Consider the following 16,440-nt stretch of genomic DNA (forward strand, 5'->3'; position numbering starts at 1 on the left):
TGATTAAGTTGCCCTTTTAGAGTTTTTATTATGCTATAATTTCAATGCATAAATGGCATTGCTTACCTTAATGCTCTTATTTTATAAATCAAAAAAAATAAAAAAGATTACAATAACCTTTAGTATTGTAACCTTTTTATTTTAAATTATATCTGATTTTTTTTACTATCTGCTAATTTTACCATTTCTTCTGCATTTTTTAATGTTAATTCAGTTACCTCACTACCTCCAATCATTCTGGCTATCTCTTCTTTTTTTTCTTTTATAGATAACTTTTTGATTAGAGTATAAGTTTTATTTTCTAAAACTTCTTTAGCAACTAAATAATGATGATCTGATATGCAGGCGATTTGAGGTAAATGCGTCACGCAAAATACTTGATGTTTTGTTGAAATAGAATACATCTTTTCTCCAACACTTTGAGCAATTCTTCCGCTTATTCCTGTGTCTATTTCATCAAAAATTACTGATGGAATTTCATCTTTTCCCACAAATATACTCTTTAAAGCTAACATAATTCTAGCTAATTCTCCTCCTGAAACAATTTTTTCTAGAGGTTTCTCTGGCTCTCCAGGATTTGTGGATATTAAAAATTGAACTCTATTCATTCCATTTTCACTTAGATCATCTCTTAATTCTATTCCTACTTTAAAATTACTTTTTTCAAGTCCTATATAAATCAATTGATTTTTTACATCTTTTTCCAGCAATACAGCCTTTTGTTTTCTTATATTATGTATATCATTACCGTATATTTTCAGTTTTTCAATAATTTTTTCTTTTTTTTCATTTAGTTCTTCTATTATTTGTCCACTATTTACCAGTTCGTCATATTCCAATTTTATCTTATCTCTATAGCTTAATATTTCTTTAATATCTTCTCCATATTTTTTCTTTAATATTCCAATTTGATATAGCCTACTATTTATAACATTGAGTTCTTCTTCATCGTAATAAATAGAATCTTTAATATCTCTTACATTATGTACTTTTTCCTCAATATTATAATAAACTTCCTCTAATGCTTGAGATATTTCCTTTATCTTTTCCATATGCATTTCTACACTTCTTAAATCTCTTATTATATAATTAATAGTTTCTAAAATAGAACTATTTTCTCCTACTCCATTGTATAAGATTTCATATGTATAGCTTAATACTTTATTTATTTTCTCAGCATTTGAAAGAATTTTAAATCTTTCTTCTAATTCTTCCTCTTCATCAATCTTTAATTTAGCATTATCTATTTCATCTATCTGATATTTTAAAAAGTCTATTAACTTTTCCCTATCTCCATCTTTTCCCGAAAGTTCTTTTATTTTATCTTCTATTATTTTTAATTCACTATAAATACTTCTATATTTATTCATTAAATTGTTTAAATCTTCTCCCGCAAATGCATCTAGATAACTAATATGATTTACAGAATCTAATAAGTTTTGATTTTCATGTTGACCATGAATGTCTAATAAAGTCTGAGTTATAAGTTTTACATTAGTCAACAATATGGATCTTCCATTCACTTTTGTAATACTTTTACCTGTTTGAAATGTTTCTCTGCTTATAATTATCCAATCTTCATAATCAATTCCTTGCTTTATAAGCTCACTTTTAGTTTTTTCATTACTTAAAGTAAATATAGCTTCAACGAAGGTTTTATCTTTTCCAGTTCTTATTAAATCCTTATTGAACTTTCCGCCTAATACATAATTTATAGCATCAATTAAAATAGATTTACCTGCTCCAGTCTCACCCGTTAATACATTAAATCCCCTATCAAAAGAAATGCTTAAATCTTCAATTAAGGCAAAATTTTTAATATTTAACTGAAGAAGCACATTTTTACCCCCTATTCTTTAATCATTTTTTTCATCCTTTGGGTTATTACTACTGCTTGTTCTGGAGTTCTAGCCATAACAAATATATTATTATCCCCTGCTATTGTGCCTGCAATTCCTTCAAATCTTAAAGAATCTATAGCTTCTGCTGCTGCTGAGGCAGATCCTGATAATGTTTTTATAATTACAAAATTTGATACATTCTCTACGCTAACTACAGAATGAGCAAATATACTAACCAATTTATTAGATGGATAGTTTTCTGTATGATTAATTGTAGCATATTTATAATTACCATTAGAGGATAATACTTTAATTAACTTTAATTCCTTTATATCCCTAGATACAGTAGCTTGAGTAACATTCATTCCAGATTTTCTTAATTCATCTGCCAATTCCTCTTGCGTTTCAATATCCTTAGTAGATATTAGCTCTAATATTTTAGCATGACGAGTTACTTTCAAAATATATCACCTACTTATTTTTAATTATAGATGTAGTTTTTTTCTTAGTAAAGTAAAATAATCGTTTTGAAAACAGTTTAATTTAATAATTTTACATTTATAGGGTGATGGTTCAATGATAACATTTTCAATACTTTTTAAGTCAATAACCTCTTGCCCATCTACAACTAGATGAACGCTACCAAATTTCTTATCTATTTTTATATTTACAACACTATTTCCTTCCAGCACTATGCTTCTAATTCCTAAGGAGTGACTACATATTGGGGTCACACTTATAACATCCATGGTAGGATATATTATAGGTCCTCCCGCTGATAAAGAGTATGCTGTAGAACCTGTGGGAGTTGATACAATAACTCCATCTGAAACAAATGTAGTATAGTAATTATCATTTATATCTATTTTATATTTTGCTATTCTACCTGTTACATCTTTGGCTATAACAATATCATTCAATGCAATAAAAGGAATACCATCATTATGTACTCTACATTGAATCATTTTTCTTTCTTCAATTTCGTATTCCTCTTTTAAAAGAGTTTTTATTGCTAACTCTAAAAAAGAACTCTCAACTTCTGCTAAAAAACCTAAATGTCCAATGTTAATACCCAGAATTGGTACATTATATTTACCTAAATGCTTAGAAGCTTTAAGAATTGTTCCATCTCCGCCTAGTACTATAACTACATCCAATTCTGAAGTACTTTTATCTTCTAATCCTATAGAATCTTTAAATACTTTTATATTTAAGTCTTCGCAGTTACTTTTTAATATCTTTATTAATTTGTTTAATATATTACCTTCAATATCTTTACTTGTGTTTACATTAATACCGATGTTTCTCATAACTTACCTCTAATCTAAATTACTATGAGACATTTTCACCACTTCATCAATAAAATCTAAAGAAAAGTCATCTATATAGTCTTTATCTTTAGTAAAATAAATTAAGTACTCTATATTTCCCTCTGGGCCTTTTATAGGTGAATACTGAATTCCTTTTATTTTTAAGTTTAAATTCTTTACAAAATTAACTATCTTAAGTATTACCTCTTTATGAGTTTCTTTTTCTTTTACTACGCCTTTTTTTCCAACTTTATCTTTACCTGCTTCAAACTGAGGCTTTATTAGAGCTACCATTTCTCCTCTATCTCCTAAAATATTTATAGCTGCAGGAATTATTTTTTCTAAAGATATGAAAGAAACATCTATACTTCCAAAATCCACCTGTTCCCCCATATCTTCTGGAGTTACATATCTAAAGTTTGTTCTTTCCATGCAGATAACTCTCTCATCTACTCTTAATTTCCAAGCAAGTTGTCCGTAGCCCACGTCTATAGAGAATACTTTTTTAGCTCCATTTTGTAGCATGCAATCGGTAAATCCTCCAGTGGAAGCACCAATATCCATACATACTTTATCTAACAAATTTATATTAAAAGAATTTATAGCCTTTTCAAGTTTATAGCCTCCACGACTTACATAAGGCATTTCTTCCCCTTTAAATTCAATTTTTGCATCTTCTTTTATTTTTTCCCCGCATTTATCAATTCTAATTCCGTCTACAAATATTTCTCCTGCCATAATACTGGCTCTTGCCCTTTCTCTTGAAGAAAATAAGCCTCTTTCCAATAATATAACGTCTAGCCTATTTTTTTTATCAGCCATGTTTTGCTCCTTTTCTTATAAAACTTTTAATATACTTTGTATGATGCCATCTACATCAAGACCATGAATTTTGAATAATAAATCTACAGAACCGTGAGGAACAAATACATCCTTAAAACCTAAATTCACAACCTTATTATTTTTATTTAATCCATTTACAAAGCTTAATACAGTAGAACCAAATCCACCATTCAAAATATTATCCTCTAAAGTAATTATTTTTTTACCTTTATAGCATAAGTCTTTTAAGAGCTCTTCATCTAAAGGCTTTACAAAGACAGCATTAATTATTCCTACCTTTATTCCTGAATTCAATAATTTTTCCCTAACTAATAAGGCTTGATTTATCATTTTTCCTACTGCAATTATTACTATATCTCCATCTTCTTCTAATACTTCCCACTTGCCTTTTTTAAAATCTTTTAGAGAAGTATAGTTTATATTATTATCTCCACCTCTAGGATATCTTATAGCAACAGGAGAATTTTCTTTTAGTGCCCATCTTAGCATATATTCAATCTCATTAGCCCTTTTAGGCGCCATTATAGTCATATTAGGCATTTGACATAAATAAGATAAATCAAAGACTCCCTGATGAGTTTCTCCATCTCCTCCTACTAATCCAGCTCTATCTATGGCAAATATTACAGGTAAGTTTTGAATACAGACATCATGCAGAATTTGATCATACGCTCTTTGTAAAAAAGTTGAATATACTGCAAAAACAGGTTTTAAACCCTGTGATGCCATTCCTGCTGCTAAAGTTACAGCATGCTGTTCTGCTATCCCTACATCAAATAGTCTTTCTTTAAATTTATCTCCAAACTCTTTTAGACCAGTGCTATCTTTCATTGCAGCTGTTATAGCTACAACCTTTTTATTTTCTTTTCCAATTTTGACCATAGAATCGCCGAAAGCTTTTGAATAACTTAAAGATTTTCCGCCATTCATTTCCCCATTCTTACAATCAAAAGGACCTACTCCATGAAATTTGCCTGGATTGCATTCTGCAAAACTATATCCCTTACCTTTTTTAGTTATCACATGAATTAATACAGGCTCGTCAATTTCCCTAGCTTTTTTTAGTGTCCTACTTAATTCTTTTATATCATGACCATCTATAGGTCCAAAATATTTTATTCCCATATTCTCAAAAAGCATCCCTGGCACTACCATTTGTTTAATGCCATTTTTTATTCTTTCTAAGGTTTTAGCCATACCTTTTCCAATATTAGGTATTTTATTCAATACACTTTCCACATCTTGCTTTAGTCTATTATAACCTGGTTCTACCCTTAATCTCCCTAAATATTCAGATAATCCTCCTACATTCGGATCTATAGACATCTGATTATCGTTCAATATTATAATCATTTTGCTTTTTCTATCTCCAGCATCATTTAAGGCTTCAAGAGCCATTCCCCCAGTAAGAGCTCCATCACCAATAACGGCAACCACTTCAAAATTTTCTTTTTTTAAATCTCTAGCTCTAGCCATTCCGAGAGCTGCTGAAATTGAAGTACTGCTATGGCCAGTTTCAAAGTGGTCATAAGGACTCTCACTTCTCTTAGGAAAACCACTTAATCCACCATATTGTTTTAAAGTTTCAAATTGATTTTTTCTTCCAGTTAATATTTTGTGTACATAACTTTGATGTCCCACGTCCCATATTAACTTATCTTTATTAAAATCAAAAACATTGTATAAACTTAGGGTTAATTCTACAACTCCCAAGTTAGAAGCTAAATGTCCACCTGTTTTTGAAACATTCTGTATTAGAAAAGTTCTAATTTCCTTTGAAAATTGTTCTAATTCCTCTAGAGACATTTCTTTAACTTTATTTATATCAATTTTATTTATATCATCAAAATCATCTAATATTTTTCTCATGTTTATCTATCCTTTTTAATTATATAAACTATTTTTGAAACCTTATCTATAATAGTTTCACATTCATTCATAGCAAAACTTTTTCCTAATGCTTTACCTCCAATGGTAGCAGCTGCTATCAATGCACCGATTAATGCAGAAGTTATTGTCACATTAAGGTTTGGAAAGTTTTCAGTTACCTTACCTAAAATTAATACACCAACAGATCCGCTGACAATACCACATACGTCTCCTACAACATCGTTACAAAAATTAGAGACCTTATCCGCATTTCTAATAAGCTTCACAGCTATTTTAGCACCAGGAATTTTCTTGGCAGCTTTTGCATGGAATGGTTTTTCTTCAGCTGCTGTTACAGCTACTCCTATTATATCAAATATTATACCAATAAATATAATAATTATTAATATAATAAAAGCTACTAATATGTTAACATTTCTTAGTAGCACATCGGAAAGAAGATTTGCACTTCCTGATATTAATATTGTCCAAAAAATAATAGTTAAAACCCACCTATTGCTTTTATTAGTAATAGAGGATTTTTCCTCTTTTTTCTTTTCTTTATTGTTTTCTTTCTTCGGATAAATATCCAAAATCCTTCCCCCTAAATATTTTAGGGAAAAAGTGGTAGTATATTGAGTAAAACTTGCGGCTTAGGTCCAGTAGGATTTCCCAAAGAATAACCAAAACGTCGCCATTCTGACGGTTTCCCTTTAATATTCCCTCTGCTTTGTCACCAATAGCAGGACTGGATTACCACTTAGTCCGCACTGCAATCCTCAAGATACTTCACCATGGAACAGTCTAGGAGATTTCCTCGACAGTTAGGCATCCTCCTAGCCTCTTTTGCAATATGGGTTTCAGCAAGCAAAGCCTTAAAAACTTCGGCCAAAGTTTAAAGGTGATTTTACCTCTCCCCACACTACTCAAGGCAGGCTACACTGCACATAGCTTTTACACCACATTGCAGGTTTAATCCATTACCGTATAATAGGCGACTAACCTAAAACACAAATAGTGGTCTCCACGAAAGTAGGGTCAGTTGTCGCATGCCATTGCGGCCGCCCCATCTTCCTTACTCCCAGCACCAGCCCATAACTGGGCGTCATAAGCCAGCACAAGGAACTTCATCGATATGCCCTTTGACGGATTTTTAGCCCCGCCTTCAAAGGATACTTACCTGACTAGAATACTGCACCACATTTTCCCTTATTTTCTAATGTTATTTATATTAATTTCGTTACTATCATTTTAAATCTTGTCGATATTTCAACATTTTACATTATATAAATTCTAAAGTCAATGTCCTAATAATCTCTTTTAAGTAGAAACAAAGTTAAATTTTTTAAATTAGTTGTATCTGCGTTTATATTATTCAATAACGCTATACATTCTTCCGTTATGCTATTCATCATTTCCTTACATTTATCCAACCCATATATTTTTATAAAAGTTGTTTTGTTTTGATCGCTATCTTTGTTCACACTCTTTCCCAAAGTTGCTGTATTTCCAACTATATCTAAAATATCATCTTTAATTTGAAAAGCCAAGCCTAATTTTTCTCCATATTCCTTTAATATGTTTAATTCTCTTTCTTCTGCTTTCCCTAGTACTGCCCCAGATAATATTGCCCCTTTTATTAGCTCTCCTGTCTTTTTATTGTGAATGTAGTATAGTTCTTCTTCAGTTGCAGCTTTATTAGTGGATAATATATCTACCACCTGCCCCCCTATCATTCCTTCTACTCCTGATGATTTCCCTATTATACTGCCCGCCTTAAGCCAAGTTTCTCCCTTAACTAATGCTTCATTTAATATTATATTAAATGCCTCATTTAGCAAGCCATCTCCAGCTAAAAGAGCCATAGCTTCTCCAAAAACAATGTGATTCGTAGGCTTTCCTCTTCTCAAAGAATCATTATCCATACAAGGCAAATCATCGTGAATTAAAGAATAGGTATGTATCATTTCTAATGCACAAGCACAAGGAAGTATCTCTTCATAATTATCTTTATAAAGGGAGTATGTAAGAATCATTAAAATAGGTCTTATTCTTTTTCCTCCAACTTCTAAGCTATATCTCATAGATTCGTAAATAGTCTTATTAAAGTTTCCTTTATTATTAAAATAATCCGATAGCCATCTATCGATATCTTCCTTTAGCACTTCAATATTCATATTAAATCTCCTCCGTTTGGAAATCTTTTTCCCCATTTTCCGTTAGTATTCTAATTTTACCCTCAGCTTCATTTAAAACCTTATAGAGCTTATTACAAATATTTACTCCTTCTTCATATTTTTTCATGGAATCATCTAATGATAACTCCTCCTTATCCATGCTATCTACTATTGTTTCTAATTTTTCTAATAGGCTTTCATAACTTTCTAACTTTCTAGCCATTTGTCATCATCCTTTTTATTTTTATATTATATTCTTTTTACTCTGTACTTTTCACTTCCATTTTTCATAATTATTGTTATGCTTTTATCATCATTAATGAGATTTATATCACTTATTATCCTATTATTATCATCTTGAATTATAGAATAACCTTTGTTTAAAACATTAAGAGGATTATGTGCATTTAGTAATGCATTTATCTTGCCTAAGGTCTCTTTTCTTTTCTCTAAATCTAACCTCGCTCTTAAGTTTAATTTCTCCCTTAGTGATTCTATTTTTTTATATTCATTTACAATAGCTTTTTCCGGACTGTTATGTTCTAGAGTTCTTTTTAGCAATTCAATTTTATTGTACTTATTCTTTATATTATTAGTAATATAGTTATTAAGGCTTTTTATATTATATTCAATTGTGTTTTTAAAGTCTACCATATTAAATACAGCTATTTCAGCTGCTGCAGATGGAGTTGGAGCTCTTCTATCACTTACAAAGTCAGCTATAGTAAAATCTATTTCATGACCTATACCTGTTATTATAGGAACTTTAGATTTACTAATAGCTCTTCCTAATTCTTCATCATTAAAAGCCCATAATTCTTCTATAGAACCTCCTCCTCTAGCAAGTATAATCACATCAATATCCTTCATACTATTGAACTTATCAATGCCCTTTATTATCTCTTTGCTTGCTCCTATACCTTGAACTGCAGATGGATATATAATTAATTCAATTTTATCATTTCTTCTTTTAGTGACATTAATAATATCTCTAATTGCTGCTCCTGTAGGAGAGGTTATTACTCCAATTCTTTTAGAGTATCTAGGAATTGGCTTTTTATATTTTATATCAAACAAGCCCTCTCTCTCTAGCTTACTCTTTAACTTCTCAAATGAAATATATAGTTCTCCAAGTCCTTCACTTTGTATATCTTCACAATAAAGTTGATAAGTACCTTCTTTTGTATAAAGAGATACTCTTCCTTTTACTACAACTTGCATGCCATCTTCAGGTTTAAATTTTAAATTTTGAGCATAACTCCTAAACATTACACAATTAATCTTACTCAATGAATCTTTTAAAGAAAAGTAAGCATGTCCCGAAGAATGTAATTTAAAATTTGAAATTTCACCCTTTACTGAAGTATTATTTAAAATAAAATCATTATCTATTACCCTTTTTATATAATTGTTTACATCGGAAACAGATAAGGTTTTAATATTCATCTTCCAATCCCTCACATGTATTTTTAATAAGCATTATTGGAGTCATAGATCCTACACCACCTGGTACAGGTGTTATATGACTTGCTTTATTAATTGCATTTTCGTAATCAACATCTCCTACCATTTTTCCATTTACCACGTTAAAGCCTACATCTATAACTACAGCTCCATCTTTTATAAAATCCTCTTTTACAAATTTAGGCCTTCCTATAGCAGATATCAATATATCCGCTTCTTTACATATATCTTTAACATTTACTGTTTTTGAGTGGCATATAGTAACTGTAGCATCTTCATTTAACAGCAATTGTGCAATAGACTTTCCAACTATAATACTTCTACCTAAAACCACAGCTCGTTTTCCACTTATATCTATCCCCGTGCTTTTTATAAGTTCCATTATGCCTTGGGATGTACAAGGCACAAAACATTTTTCTCCCTTATAAAACTTACCCGCATTAATGTCTGTAAGTCCATCTACGTCTTTTAAATAACTAATTCTATTAACAATAACTTCTTCATCCAAATTATCTGGTAGAGGAAGTTGAATTATTATCCCATGGGTATTGCTGTCATTATTTAATCTATCTATAACTTCTAATATTTCATCTTGCGGAGTATTTTTATCTATAATTATTTTTTTATATTCAACTCCAATTTCCGTGCAAATTTTACTTTGATTATTCATATAGAAAATTGATCCTTTGTCATCTCCAATTAATATACTGGCAATACATAGTGGGCTCAATCTTTTTTCTACCCTTTCTTCTACTAATAATCTTAATCTTTCTTTATATTCTGCTGCAATTCTTTTTCCATCTATTGTGGCCCCCATTTATTTAACACTCCTTATTATTTTCTTTAGCTATATTATCTAAAACAGCATTTATAAATGCCGATGATTTGTCTTCACCATATTTTTTAGCCAATTCTACTCCTTCATTTATTGAAACCTTAATAGGAATATTCTCTTCAAATAATATTTCATAAGTAGATAATCTAAGTATAGCTAAATCCACTTTAGCTAATCTACTTATTTTCCAATTCTTCAAATTAGCTTCTATTTTCTTATCTAAGTTCTCTTTATTTTCTTCTATTCCCTTTAATACTTTAGTTAAATACTGAATATCTATATCTTCTAAATCCCAATTTTCTGGATCAATCTCTGCTTTTTCTTCCATCAGATCTATATCCTTTTCTTCCTCTATGTTAGCTTCCTTTAGGTTTTGGATTACTTCTAAATATGTTTCTTTTTTAATTATCATTTCAAATAGTAGTTTCATTGCTAATTCTCTTGTTTTTTTTCTATTCATCCTTTATCCTCCTAGTTAATGCTTATTATTAATTATTGTCAAACAATTCATAATTATACTGATTAATCACCAATATGGAAACACCCTCTGATATCAGAGGGCGGTTCTTATGCATTTTCTACTGCATCCGGTTCTTCATTTTTGTGAATAATTACGTTTTGAACATGTATGTTCACTGCTGAAACTGTTAAGCCAGTCATTGTCTCTACAGCTTTTTTAACATTTTCTTGAACCTTTAGAGCTGTATCTGGAATTTTCACTCCATATTCTACAACTACGTGAAGATCTATAGTAGCACTATTTTCTCCCACCGTAACCTTTACTCCTTTTGAAAGGTTCTTTTTTCCTGCTAAAATTTGTGTTATACCTCCTACAGGGCCAGCACTCATGCCTACAATTCCATTTATTTCTGTAGTAGCTAATGCTGCTATAACTCCAACTACTTCATCTGATATTCTCACTATTCCTAAATCCATTTCTTTTTTTACTGATTCTTCCATAGTCTATACCCCCTAGCTTTTTTCTTTTACTTCAATAAAAGCTTAATCTTAAGGTATATTATATCAAATAGATATATCTTTTACAATTACTATTCCATTTCTTGAATTTCTACATTTTTAATTTTTGTCTCACTGATAACCACGCTTTGTATTTCTTTTGTTTGTTTATCAGTAAGTTTTTCTTTAGCCTTTACTATAACTGTAGCTCTGTCATCATTTACTAAACAAACTACATCTTCATATCCTTTTGCCTGTAAATTAAGCTCTACTTTATTTTCATGAGTTGATGCCATTGACAGTGATACATATTGTTCAGCTGTCTTATCTCTTTGCTCTTGTGATATGTTCTTATCTTCCATTATAATCTTTAAATCTTGTAAGGTTTGAGCGTTTTTATTATCTCTAGCCATCTTTGCCTCTACAAAGTAATTTGAGTTTACTCCTACCTTATCTTTTTCATTATTCTTTAGTGATATTGCGCTTTTCTCTCCATCTCCTTGTACATACAATGGATTATTAAGTCTCGTAGCCAACAATCCCATACACACTATTAGTGCTGATAAGGTTACGATTATTGCCGCTTGTTTTTTATTCATAATTTATTCCCCCCATCTATCTTTCTACAAAATTATATGCTCAAAATTTAAAATATATACTACTTTTTCATAGGATAAACATTTACCTTATTCTCAGATATATTAAATAAATTTGTAACCGCTTTTCTTATCCTATACTCTGTAACTTTATCTTCTGCTCCCTCGGCAACTATTAATACTCCTGTTACCTTAGGCTTATTTTTTTTAACAATCAGAGGTTCGGTTTTATCTCCTTGTGTAGTCATAACTACAGTAGTACCACTGTTTTTTTGAGTTGTATTTCTTCTTCCTCCTTCATTGTCTATCTCTTCAGTGTTATTGGTTGAGTCATTCATATTAACTGCTGGTACATATTCTTCTCCACTAGAAAAATATATCATTACCTCTACCCTTCCCACTCCTTCTGTTTGTTGAAGTATATTTTTCAGTTCAAATTTAAGTTCTTTTTCTATTTCCTCTCCAGCTGGATCTTGAACTACTTCATCAACGCTCACTTCCTTATTATTATTATTATCATTTTGAATTAAATTACCTTTCATAGAACTAGCTGTTGTCTTAAATAAATTAGCAGTAAGCAATATAAGCACTCCCATAAGGAATACTATTATTAAATTCATAATATTTTTGTTTGCTAAAGGTTTATTTTCAATATTTTTTATTTTTTCTAAAATTTTTTTTAAATTCATAACGTACCTCCCTTTATAACTTGTAAACAGTAATTATACTTTCCTCCACTCTTAATTCTTTAGATAAATAAGACTTAATGTCATCGTGAAGCTTGTCTTTCTCTTTTTCCTCTAAGGTTTTTTCACCTACACTTACTTTTACCTTTTTTACTTTTTCAACTTTTCCATCCTTAATACCAATTTTTATATCTTTTATATTGAAATTATTATCCTCATCACTATACTCTGCTTGAATTTCTATCTTAGTGTTTAAAACCTTAAACTCATCTTTTAATTTATCTCCAATAATTTGTTCCAGATTCGTTTCAAAGTTTTTTATTGTATTTTTTAAACTTTCTTCCTTATATTTTTCAATTGAATCCACTTTTTCCTCGTCATATATTACTCTAGATATATTCTGACTATATACGCTTATATTAAAATTTTTATTAAAAATCTTAATTATTGGATTTATTAACACCGTCATTAATATTAGGCCTAATACAAATTTAGAATATTTTTTTAAACTATTATCTGGTAAAAGCATTTCTACCGCAGTTATAAATAATATTAAAGATGCTATATTTATAATCCACTCTTTTAAAATATCTATCATTTGTCTACCCCCCTATTGCCATCTTACCTGCTGTAGCAATTATAGAGATCATTATAAAAAACATTACCGATACACAAATAAGACAAGAAGTAATTAAAATCAGTGAATCCCCAGCAGAAGTTATACTATTAACCAATCTCTTTTCAGCAATAGGTTCAATTAATGCTGCAGTAATTTTATAAAGTAGAGCTGTCAATGCTATCTTAATTATAGGTAAAATAACTATGAGTATTAATACAATCAATCCAACACTACTCAAAGCATTTTTTAGTAATAGTGAATACCCTGCAACAGTTGATATAGCATCAGATAAACACTTTCCTACTATTGGCACAAAATTATCTACTGCATATTTTGCTGTTTTAGCTACTACTTGGTCCAAGGTTTTTGATGATATGCCTCTTACAGTCATAATTCCAATAAATATAGTCATCAATATTCCTTGCCCCCATAAGGCCACTTGATTCAATAATTTTGTTAGCTTTTCAATTTTAAATTCTTCTGTCATATTATTTACAAACTGAAGTACAAAAGTAGCTGAAATTAAAGGTATTAGTATGTTTGAAAATATTCTTGCACTTATATTTACTGCTCCTATTACCACTGGGTCCATAACTGCTGCTTCAGCTACTCCACCTATGCCTACTAGAAGCATTATTAGCACAGGAACTAAAGCTAGCATAAAGTCTGACATTCTCGTTATTGTTTCTCTTGCCAATTGTACACCTACATAAAAACTTCTAGACATAATAACAATTAATAATGCATAACAGGCAAAATAAGCTATGTTGGACAACTGCTCATTGCTAAAGGCCTTCTCTAAATTTGTTATCAATGCACAAACAATAGAAATTATTATTAAGGTAGTCATCAGCTTTAAAGAAACTATTAATTCTCTTAACATATATGTAGTTATTGCTTTAATAAATTTATTAACAGAAAATCCCCCTTCTCCTTTCTTCATATAGTTACTAACAAAAGATTTAGCATCCATATCTTTTAAAAGTTCATGTTCATTTTTCATGTTTGTTATGTAATCATATAATTGTTCAACCTCACTATTTTTTGTATTTTCTACAGGAGATGCTTGTACAACATAACCCTTTAAAGAAAAAATGCTTAAAAACACTATTGTAATAATGAAGTATCTTTTTAAATATTTTTTCATATCTCTCCCCTACATTATTTTCAAAATTGACTGTAAAACAGCCATTAAAATTGGAATAGCTAAGGCTAAAATCAATATTTTCCCGCCAAATTCAACCTTTGAAGCAATACTTGCCTGTCCTGCATCTCTACAAATCTCGCTGCAAAAGGAGGCCAAATATGATATTCCTAAAATTTTAAATACAGTAGTTAAGTAAACAAAGTCTATATTGGCCTTTAATGATAACTGTTGAAGCAAATTCATAATGGCTGTTATCTTATTCATCATAAATAGAAATATAATTATCCCGGCACATATACTTATCTGTATTGCTAATTCTTCTTTTTTACCATCCTTTATTACCAGAACAATAAATAATGCTGTAAAGGCAAAAGCCACTATTTTTACTATTTCCATATTATCCTCCTACAACTGGAACATGGTCTTAACAACGTTAAATAGTTTACTCACTAGATTAATCACCATCATAAGTATTATTAGCAATCCAGCTAAGTTTGTTATAACGGCGTACTCATCATATCCACTTGTTTTTAATATTTTATCTAATACCATAACTAGAATGCTCACTGCGCCTATTTTGAAAATTAAATTTACATCTAACATTTATATCCCCCTTTAAATGAATATAATCACTATCATCATCCCTATGGAAAAACCTAGAAATCTATACATTTTCACATTTTTTTTCATCAATATTTCTGCTTCCTCTATTTGATTTTTAATACTGTCTAAAGAAAGAGCAAATACCTTTTTTTGTCCTTCTATATCCGATTCTCCTAAACTTTTGCCTAAATTAAATAATATATTTGTATCTTCTTTTGTAAGATTTAATATGTCTTTCACCTCTTCATAGGCTTTTTGGAATCCATCATATACATTATTTACCTTATTCAAGTACAGTAACTTTGAAATGGATTCGAAAAAATTATTTATTGGATATACACTTTTTTTACTAATATTTAAGAATGCCTCCGGTAAGGGAGTATAGGTGTATACTATTTCATTTTGCAGCTGATAAATACATCTTTGCAGTTCCTTTAATTGATGTGTTCTTTTTTTAAAATTTCCTCCATATAAAATTCCACTCAAAGTGGTTGATATTATTACCATTAAACTACCAATTATTTTTAACATATTACCCCCTATAGATATGACTTTTTTTCTTAAAATCATAAATGTAATCTACAGTTCCTACGCCCTCTTTATTACTTAACACGATAGCTCTGCTAAAAATATTGTTTTCCATTATGTCTTTAAATACTTCTCTTGCATACAAATCTTCTATGCCATAACCATGTATAGTAGTAATTATAGAAACTCCAGAGTTCGCCGCTTTAATAATGCTATCCATATCTGGGATTGTCCCTATTTCATCACACATTATTACCTCTGGTGACATACTTCTTATCACCATCATAATTCCCTCACTTTTAGGACAACCGTCTAATACATCCGTCCTCAAACCTACATCTAGTTGAGGCATACCATTGTAACAGGATGATATTTCACTTCTTTCATCTATTACACATACTTTTTTTCCACTAAAATTTATATTTTTTATACCATTGGATATATTTCTTCCAAGATCTCTTAAGAGCGTAGTTTTCCCACACCTTGGAGGAGATATTATTATAGTATTTAATACTTCCCTTCCTTGAATAATGTAATTAAATATTTTATTAGAGCAACCTATTATTTCATTACATATTCTGATGTTTAAAGAAGCTACATCTTTTATTGTCTTTACGTTACCTCTTTCAATTACACAAGTTCCACATATGCCAACCCTATGACCGCCTCTAATAGTTATATAGCCTTGTCTTATTTCCTCATCATAAGCATATATAGAATAATTACTAATTCTTTGTAAAATAGCTTTAATATCTTCTAATGTAGCTATATAATTTGTGATAATCTCATCCTCTCCTAATTGTAAAATTGTCTTTTTCCCAGCCTTTATTCTTATTTCTTGGAGAAGCCCCATTTTTTCTAAATTTACTAATTTTATTATATTTTCTGGTAATATATTAATTATCTCTTTAGTGTTTATCATTTTTATCCTCCTTTCTTTCTTATTAAAAGGTATTTTAGAATTA

Annotated in this window: 20 protein-coding genes; all 20 read right to left on the reverse strand. The window is 29.9% G+C overall.

The genetic code is table 11. The features are described from left to right. Positions 1-146: 146 nt before the first annotated feature. Entirely contained in the window at positions 147-1,838 is a 1,692-nt protein-coding gene (gene recN, locus KQI86_RS01250) for a DNA repair protein RecN (RefSeq protein WP_216437343.1), read from the reverse strand. Positions 1,839-1,849: 11 nt separating this feature from the next. Then, positions 1,850-2,302, reverse strand: a complete 453-nt coding sequence (locus KQI86_RS01255; protein ID WP_216437344.1) for an arginine repressor — start codon at positions 2,300-2,302, stop codon at positions 1,850-1,852. A 24-nt stretch (positions 2,303-2,326) separates the two neighbouring features. Continuing rightward, positions 2,327-3,151: an NAD(+)/NADH kinase gene (locus tag KQI86_RS01260; RefSeq protein ID WP_216437345.1), complete on the reverse strand. Its 825-nt coding sequence runs from the start codon at positions 3,149-3,151 to the stop codon at positions 2,327-2,329. Between the two features lie 9 nt (positions 3,152-3,160). Then, positions 3,161-3,973, reverse strand: coding sequence for a TlyA family RNA methyltransferase (locus tag KQI86_RS01265; protein WP_216437346.1), 813 nt, complete (start codon positions 3,971-3,973; stop codon positions 3,161-3,163). Between the two features lie 15 nt (positions 3,974-3,988). Continuing rightward, positions 3,989-5,863: a 1-deoxy-D-xylulose-5-phosphate synthase gene (gene dxs, locus KQI86_RS01270; RefSeq protein ID WP_216437347.1), complete on the reverse strand. Its 1,875-nt coding sequence runs from the start codon at positions 5,861-5,863 to the stop codon at positions 3,989-3,991. A 2-nt stretch (positions 5,864-5,865) separates the two neighbouring features. Further along, entirely contained in the window at positions 5,866-6,456 is a 591-nt protein-coding gene (locus KQI86_RS01275; RefSeq protein ID WP_246582615.1) for a hypothetical protein, read from the reverse strand. Positions 6,457-7,170: 714 nt separating this feature from the next. Continuing rightward, positions 7,171-8,040 (reverse strand): polyprenyl synthetase family protein, encoded by an 870-nt coding sequence (locus KQI86_RS01280; RefSeq protein ID WP_216437348.1) that lies wholly within the window; start codon positions 8,038-8,040, stop codon positions 7,171-7,173. Position 8,041: 1 nt separating this feature from the next. After that, entirely contained in the window at positions 8,042-8,263 is a 222-nt protein-coding gene (locus KQI86_RS01285) for an exodeoxyribonuclease VII small subunit (protein ID WP_216437349.1), read from the reverse strand. Between the two features lie 26 nt (positions 8,264-8,289). Beyond that, entirely contained in the window at positions 8,290-9,486 is a 1,197-nt protein-coding gene (xseA, locus tag KQI86_RS01290) for an exodeoxyribonuclease VII large subunit (protein ID WP_216437350.1), read from the reverse strand. Continuing rightward, positions 9,476-10,321 carry a bifunctional 5,10-methylenetetrahydrofolate dehydrogenase/5,10-methenyltetrahydrofolate cyclohydrolase gene (locus KQI86_RS01295; protein ID WP_216437351.1) on the reverse strand — a complete coding sequence of 282 codons (846 nt, stop codon included), beginning with the start codon at positions 10,319-10,321 and terminating at the stop codon, positions 9,476-9,478. Before KQI86_RS01295 ends, xseA begins: the two co-directional genes overlap by 11 nt. Before the next feature lie 4 nt (positions 10,322-10,325). After that, a complete protein-coding gene (gene nusB / locus KQI86_RS01300; protein ID WP_216437352.1) occupies positions 10,326-10,799 on the reverse strand; it encodes a transcription antitermination factor NusB in 474 nt (157 codons plus the stop codon). A 107-nt stretch (positions 10,800-10,906) separates the two neighbouring features. Beyond that, positions 10,907-11,299 carry an Asp23/Gls24 family envelope stress response protein gene (locus KQI86_RS01305; RefSeq protein ID WP_216437353.1) on the reverse strand — a complete coding sequence of 131 codons (393 nt, stop codon included), beginning with the start codon at positions 11,297-11,299 and terminating at the stop codon, positions 10,907-10,909. An 89-nt stretch (positions 11,300-11,388) separates the two neighbouring features. After that, a complete protein-coding gene (locus tag KQI86_RS01310) occupies positions 11,389-11,895 on the reverse strand; it encodes a SpoIIIAH-like family protein (protein ID WP_216437354.1) in 507 nt (168 codons plus the stop codon). Between the two features lie 59 nt (positions 11,896-11,954). Then, complete coding sequence (spoIIIAG, locus tag KQI86_RS01315; RefSeq protein WP_216437355.1) at positions 11,955-12,581, reverse strand: stage III sporulation protein AG; 627 nt, start codon at positions 12,579-12,581, stop codon at positions 11,955-11,957. 13 nt (positions 12,582-12,594) lie between these two features. Next, positions 12,595-13,176 (reverse strand): stage III sporulation protein AF, encoded by a 582-nt coding sequence (gene spoIIIAF, locus KQI86_RS01320; RefSeq protein ID WP_216437356.1) that lies wholly within the window; start codon positions 13,174-13,176, stop codon positions 12,595-12,597. Positions 13,177-13,180: 4 nt separating this feature from the next. Then, positions 13,181-14,344 (reverse strand): stage III sporulation protein AE, encoded by a 1,164-nt coding sequence (gene spoIIIAE / locus KQI86_RS01325; protein ID WP_216437357.1) that lies wholly within the window; start codon positions 14,342-14,344, stop codon positions 13,181-13,183. Between the two features lie 9 nt (positions 14,345-14,353). Further along, on the reverse strand, positions 14,354-14,740 hold the full coding sequence (gene spoIIIAD / locus KQI86_RS01330; protein ID WP_216437358.1) for a stage III sporulation protein AD: 387 nt from the start codon (positions 14,738-14,740) through the stop codon (positions 14,354-14,356). Between the two features lie 9 nt (positions 14,741-14,749). Further along, complete coding sequence (gene spoIIIAC, locus KQI86_RS01335; RefSeq protein ID WP_216437359.1) at positions 14,750-14,947, reverse strand: stage III sporulation protein AC; 198 nt, start codon at positions 14,945-14,947, stop codon at positions 14,750-14,752. Positions 14,948-14,959: 12 nt separating this feature from the next. Continuing rightward, positions 14,960-15,478 carry a stage III sporulation protein SpoIIIAB gene (spoIIIAB, locus tag KQI86_RS01340; RefSeq protein WP_216437360.1) on the reverse strand — a complete coding sequence of 173 codons (519 nt, stop codon included), beginning with the start codon at positions 15,476-15,478 and terminating at the stop codon, positions 14,960-14,962. Between the two features lies 1 nt (position 15,479). Beyond that, the gene (gene spoIIIAA / locus KQI86_RS01345; RefSeq protein WP_216438270.1) at positions 15,480-16,394 is read right to left on the reverse strand and encodes a stage III sporulation protein AA; all 915 of its coding nucleotides are present in this window, start codon (positions 16,392-16,394) and stop codon (positions 15,480-15,482) included. Positions 16,395-16,440: the final 46 nt, after the last annotated feature.

Origin of the sequence: Clostridium mobile (assembly GCF_018918285.1) — a bacterium.
In the GTDB taxonomy this organism is placed as follows: Bacteria; Bacillota; Clostridia; order Clostridiales; family Clostridiaceae; genus Clostridium_AW; species Clostridium_AW mobile.

Bases quoted from the DNA above. Each gene is read 5' to 3' on its own strand.
- KQI86_RS01260 (WP_216437345.1), bottom strand. From the start codon at position 3,151: ATGAGAAACATCGGTATTAATGTAAACACAAGTAAAGATATTGAAGGT.
- KQI86_RS01265 (WP_216437346.1), bottom strand. From the start codon at position 3,973: ATGGCTGATAAAAAAAATAGGCTAGACGTTATATTATTGGAAAGAGGC.
- dxs (WP_216437347.1), bottom strand. From the start codon at position 5,863: ATGAGAAAAATATTAGATGATTTTGATGATATAAATAAAATTGATATA.
- KQI86_RS01280 (WP_216437348.1), bottom strand. From the start codon at position 8,040: ATGAATATTGAAGTGCTAAAGGAAGATATCGATAGATGGCTATCGGAT.
- KQI86_RS01285 (WP_216437349.1), bottom strand. From the start codon at position 8,263: ATGGCTAGAAAGTTAGAAAGTTATGAAAGCCTATTAGAAAAATTAGAA.
- xseA (WP_216437350.1), bottom strand. From the start codon at position 9,486: ATGAATATTAAAACCTTATCTGTTTCCGATGTAAACAATTATATAAAA.
- KQI86_RS01295 (WP_216437351.1), bottom strand. From the start codon at position 10,321: ATGGGGGCCACAATAGATGGAAAAAGAATTGCAGCAGAATATAAAGAA.
- nusB (WP_216437352.1), bottom strand. From the start codon at position 10,799: ATGAATAGAAAAAAAACAAGAGAATTAGCAATGAAACTACTATTTGAA.
- KQI86_RS01305 (WP_216437353.1), bottom strand. From the start codon at position 11,299: ATGGAAGAATCAGTAAAAAAAGAAATGGATTTAGGAATAGTGAGAATA.
- KQI86_RS01310 (WP_216437354.1), bottom strand. From the start codon at position 11,895: ATGAATAAAAAACAAGCGGCAATAATCGTAACCTTATCAGCACTAATA.
- spoIIIAG (WP_216437355.1), bottom strand. From the start codon at position 12,581: ATGAATTTAAAAAAAATTTTAGAAAAAATAAAAAATATTGAAAATAAA.
- spoIIIAF (WP_216437356.1), bottom strand. From the start codon at position 13,176: ATGATAGATATTTTAAAAGAGTGGATTATAAATATAGCATCTTTAATA.
- spoIIIAE (WP_216437357.1), bottom strand. From the start codon at position 14,344: ATGAAAAAATATTTAAAAAGATACTTCATTATTACAATAGTGTTTTTA.
- spoIIIAD (WP_216437358.1), bottom strand. From the start codon at position 14,740: ATGGAAATAGTAAAAATAGTGGCTTTTGCCTTTACAGCATTATTTATT.
- spoIIIAC (WP_216437359.1), bottom strand. From the start codon at position 14,947: ATGTTAGATGTAAATTTAATTTTCAAAATAGGCGCAGTGAGCATTCTA.
- spoIIIAB (WP_216437360.1), bottom strand. From the start codon at position 15,478: ATGTTAAAAATAATTGGTAGTTTAATGGTAATAATATCAACCACTTTG.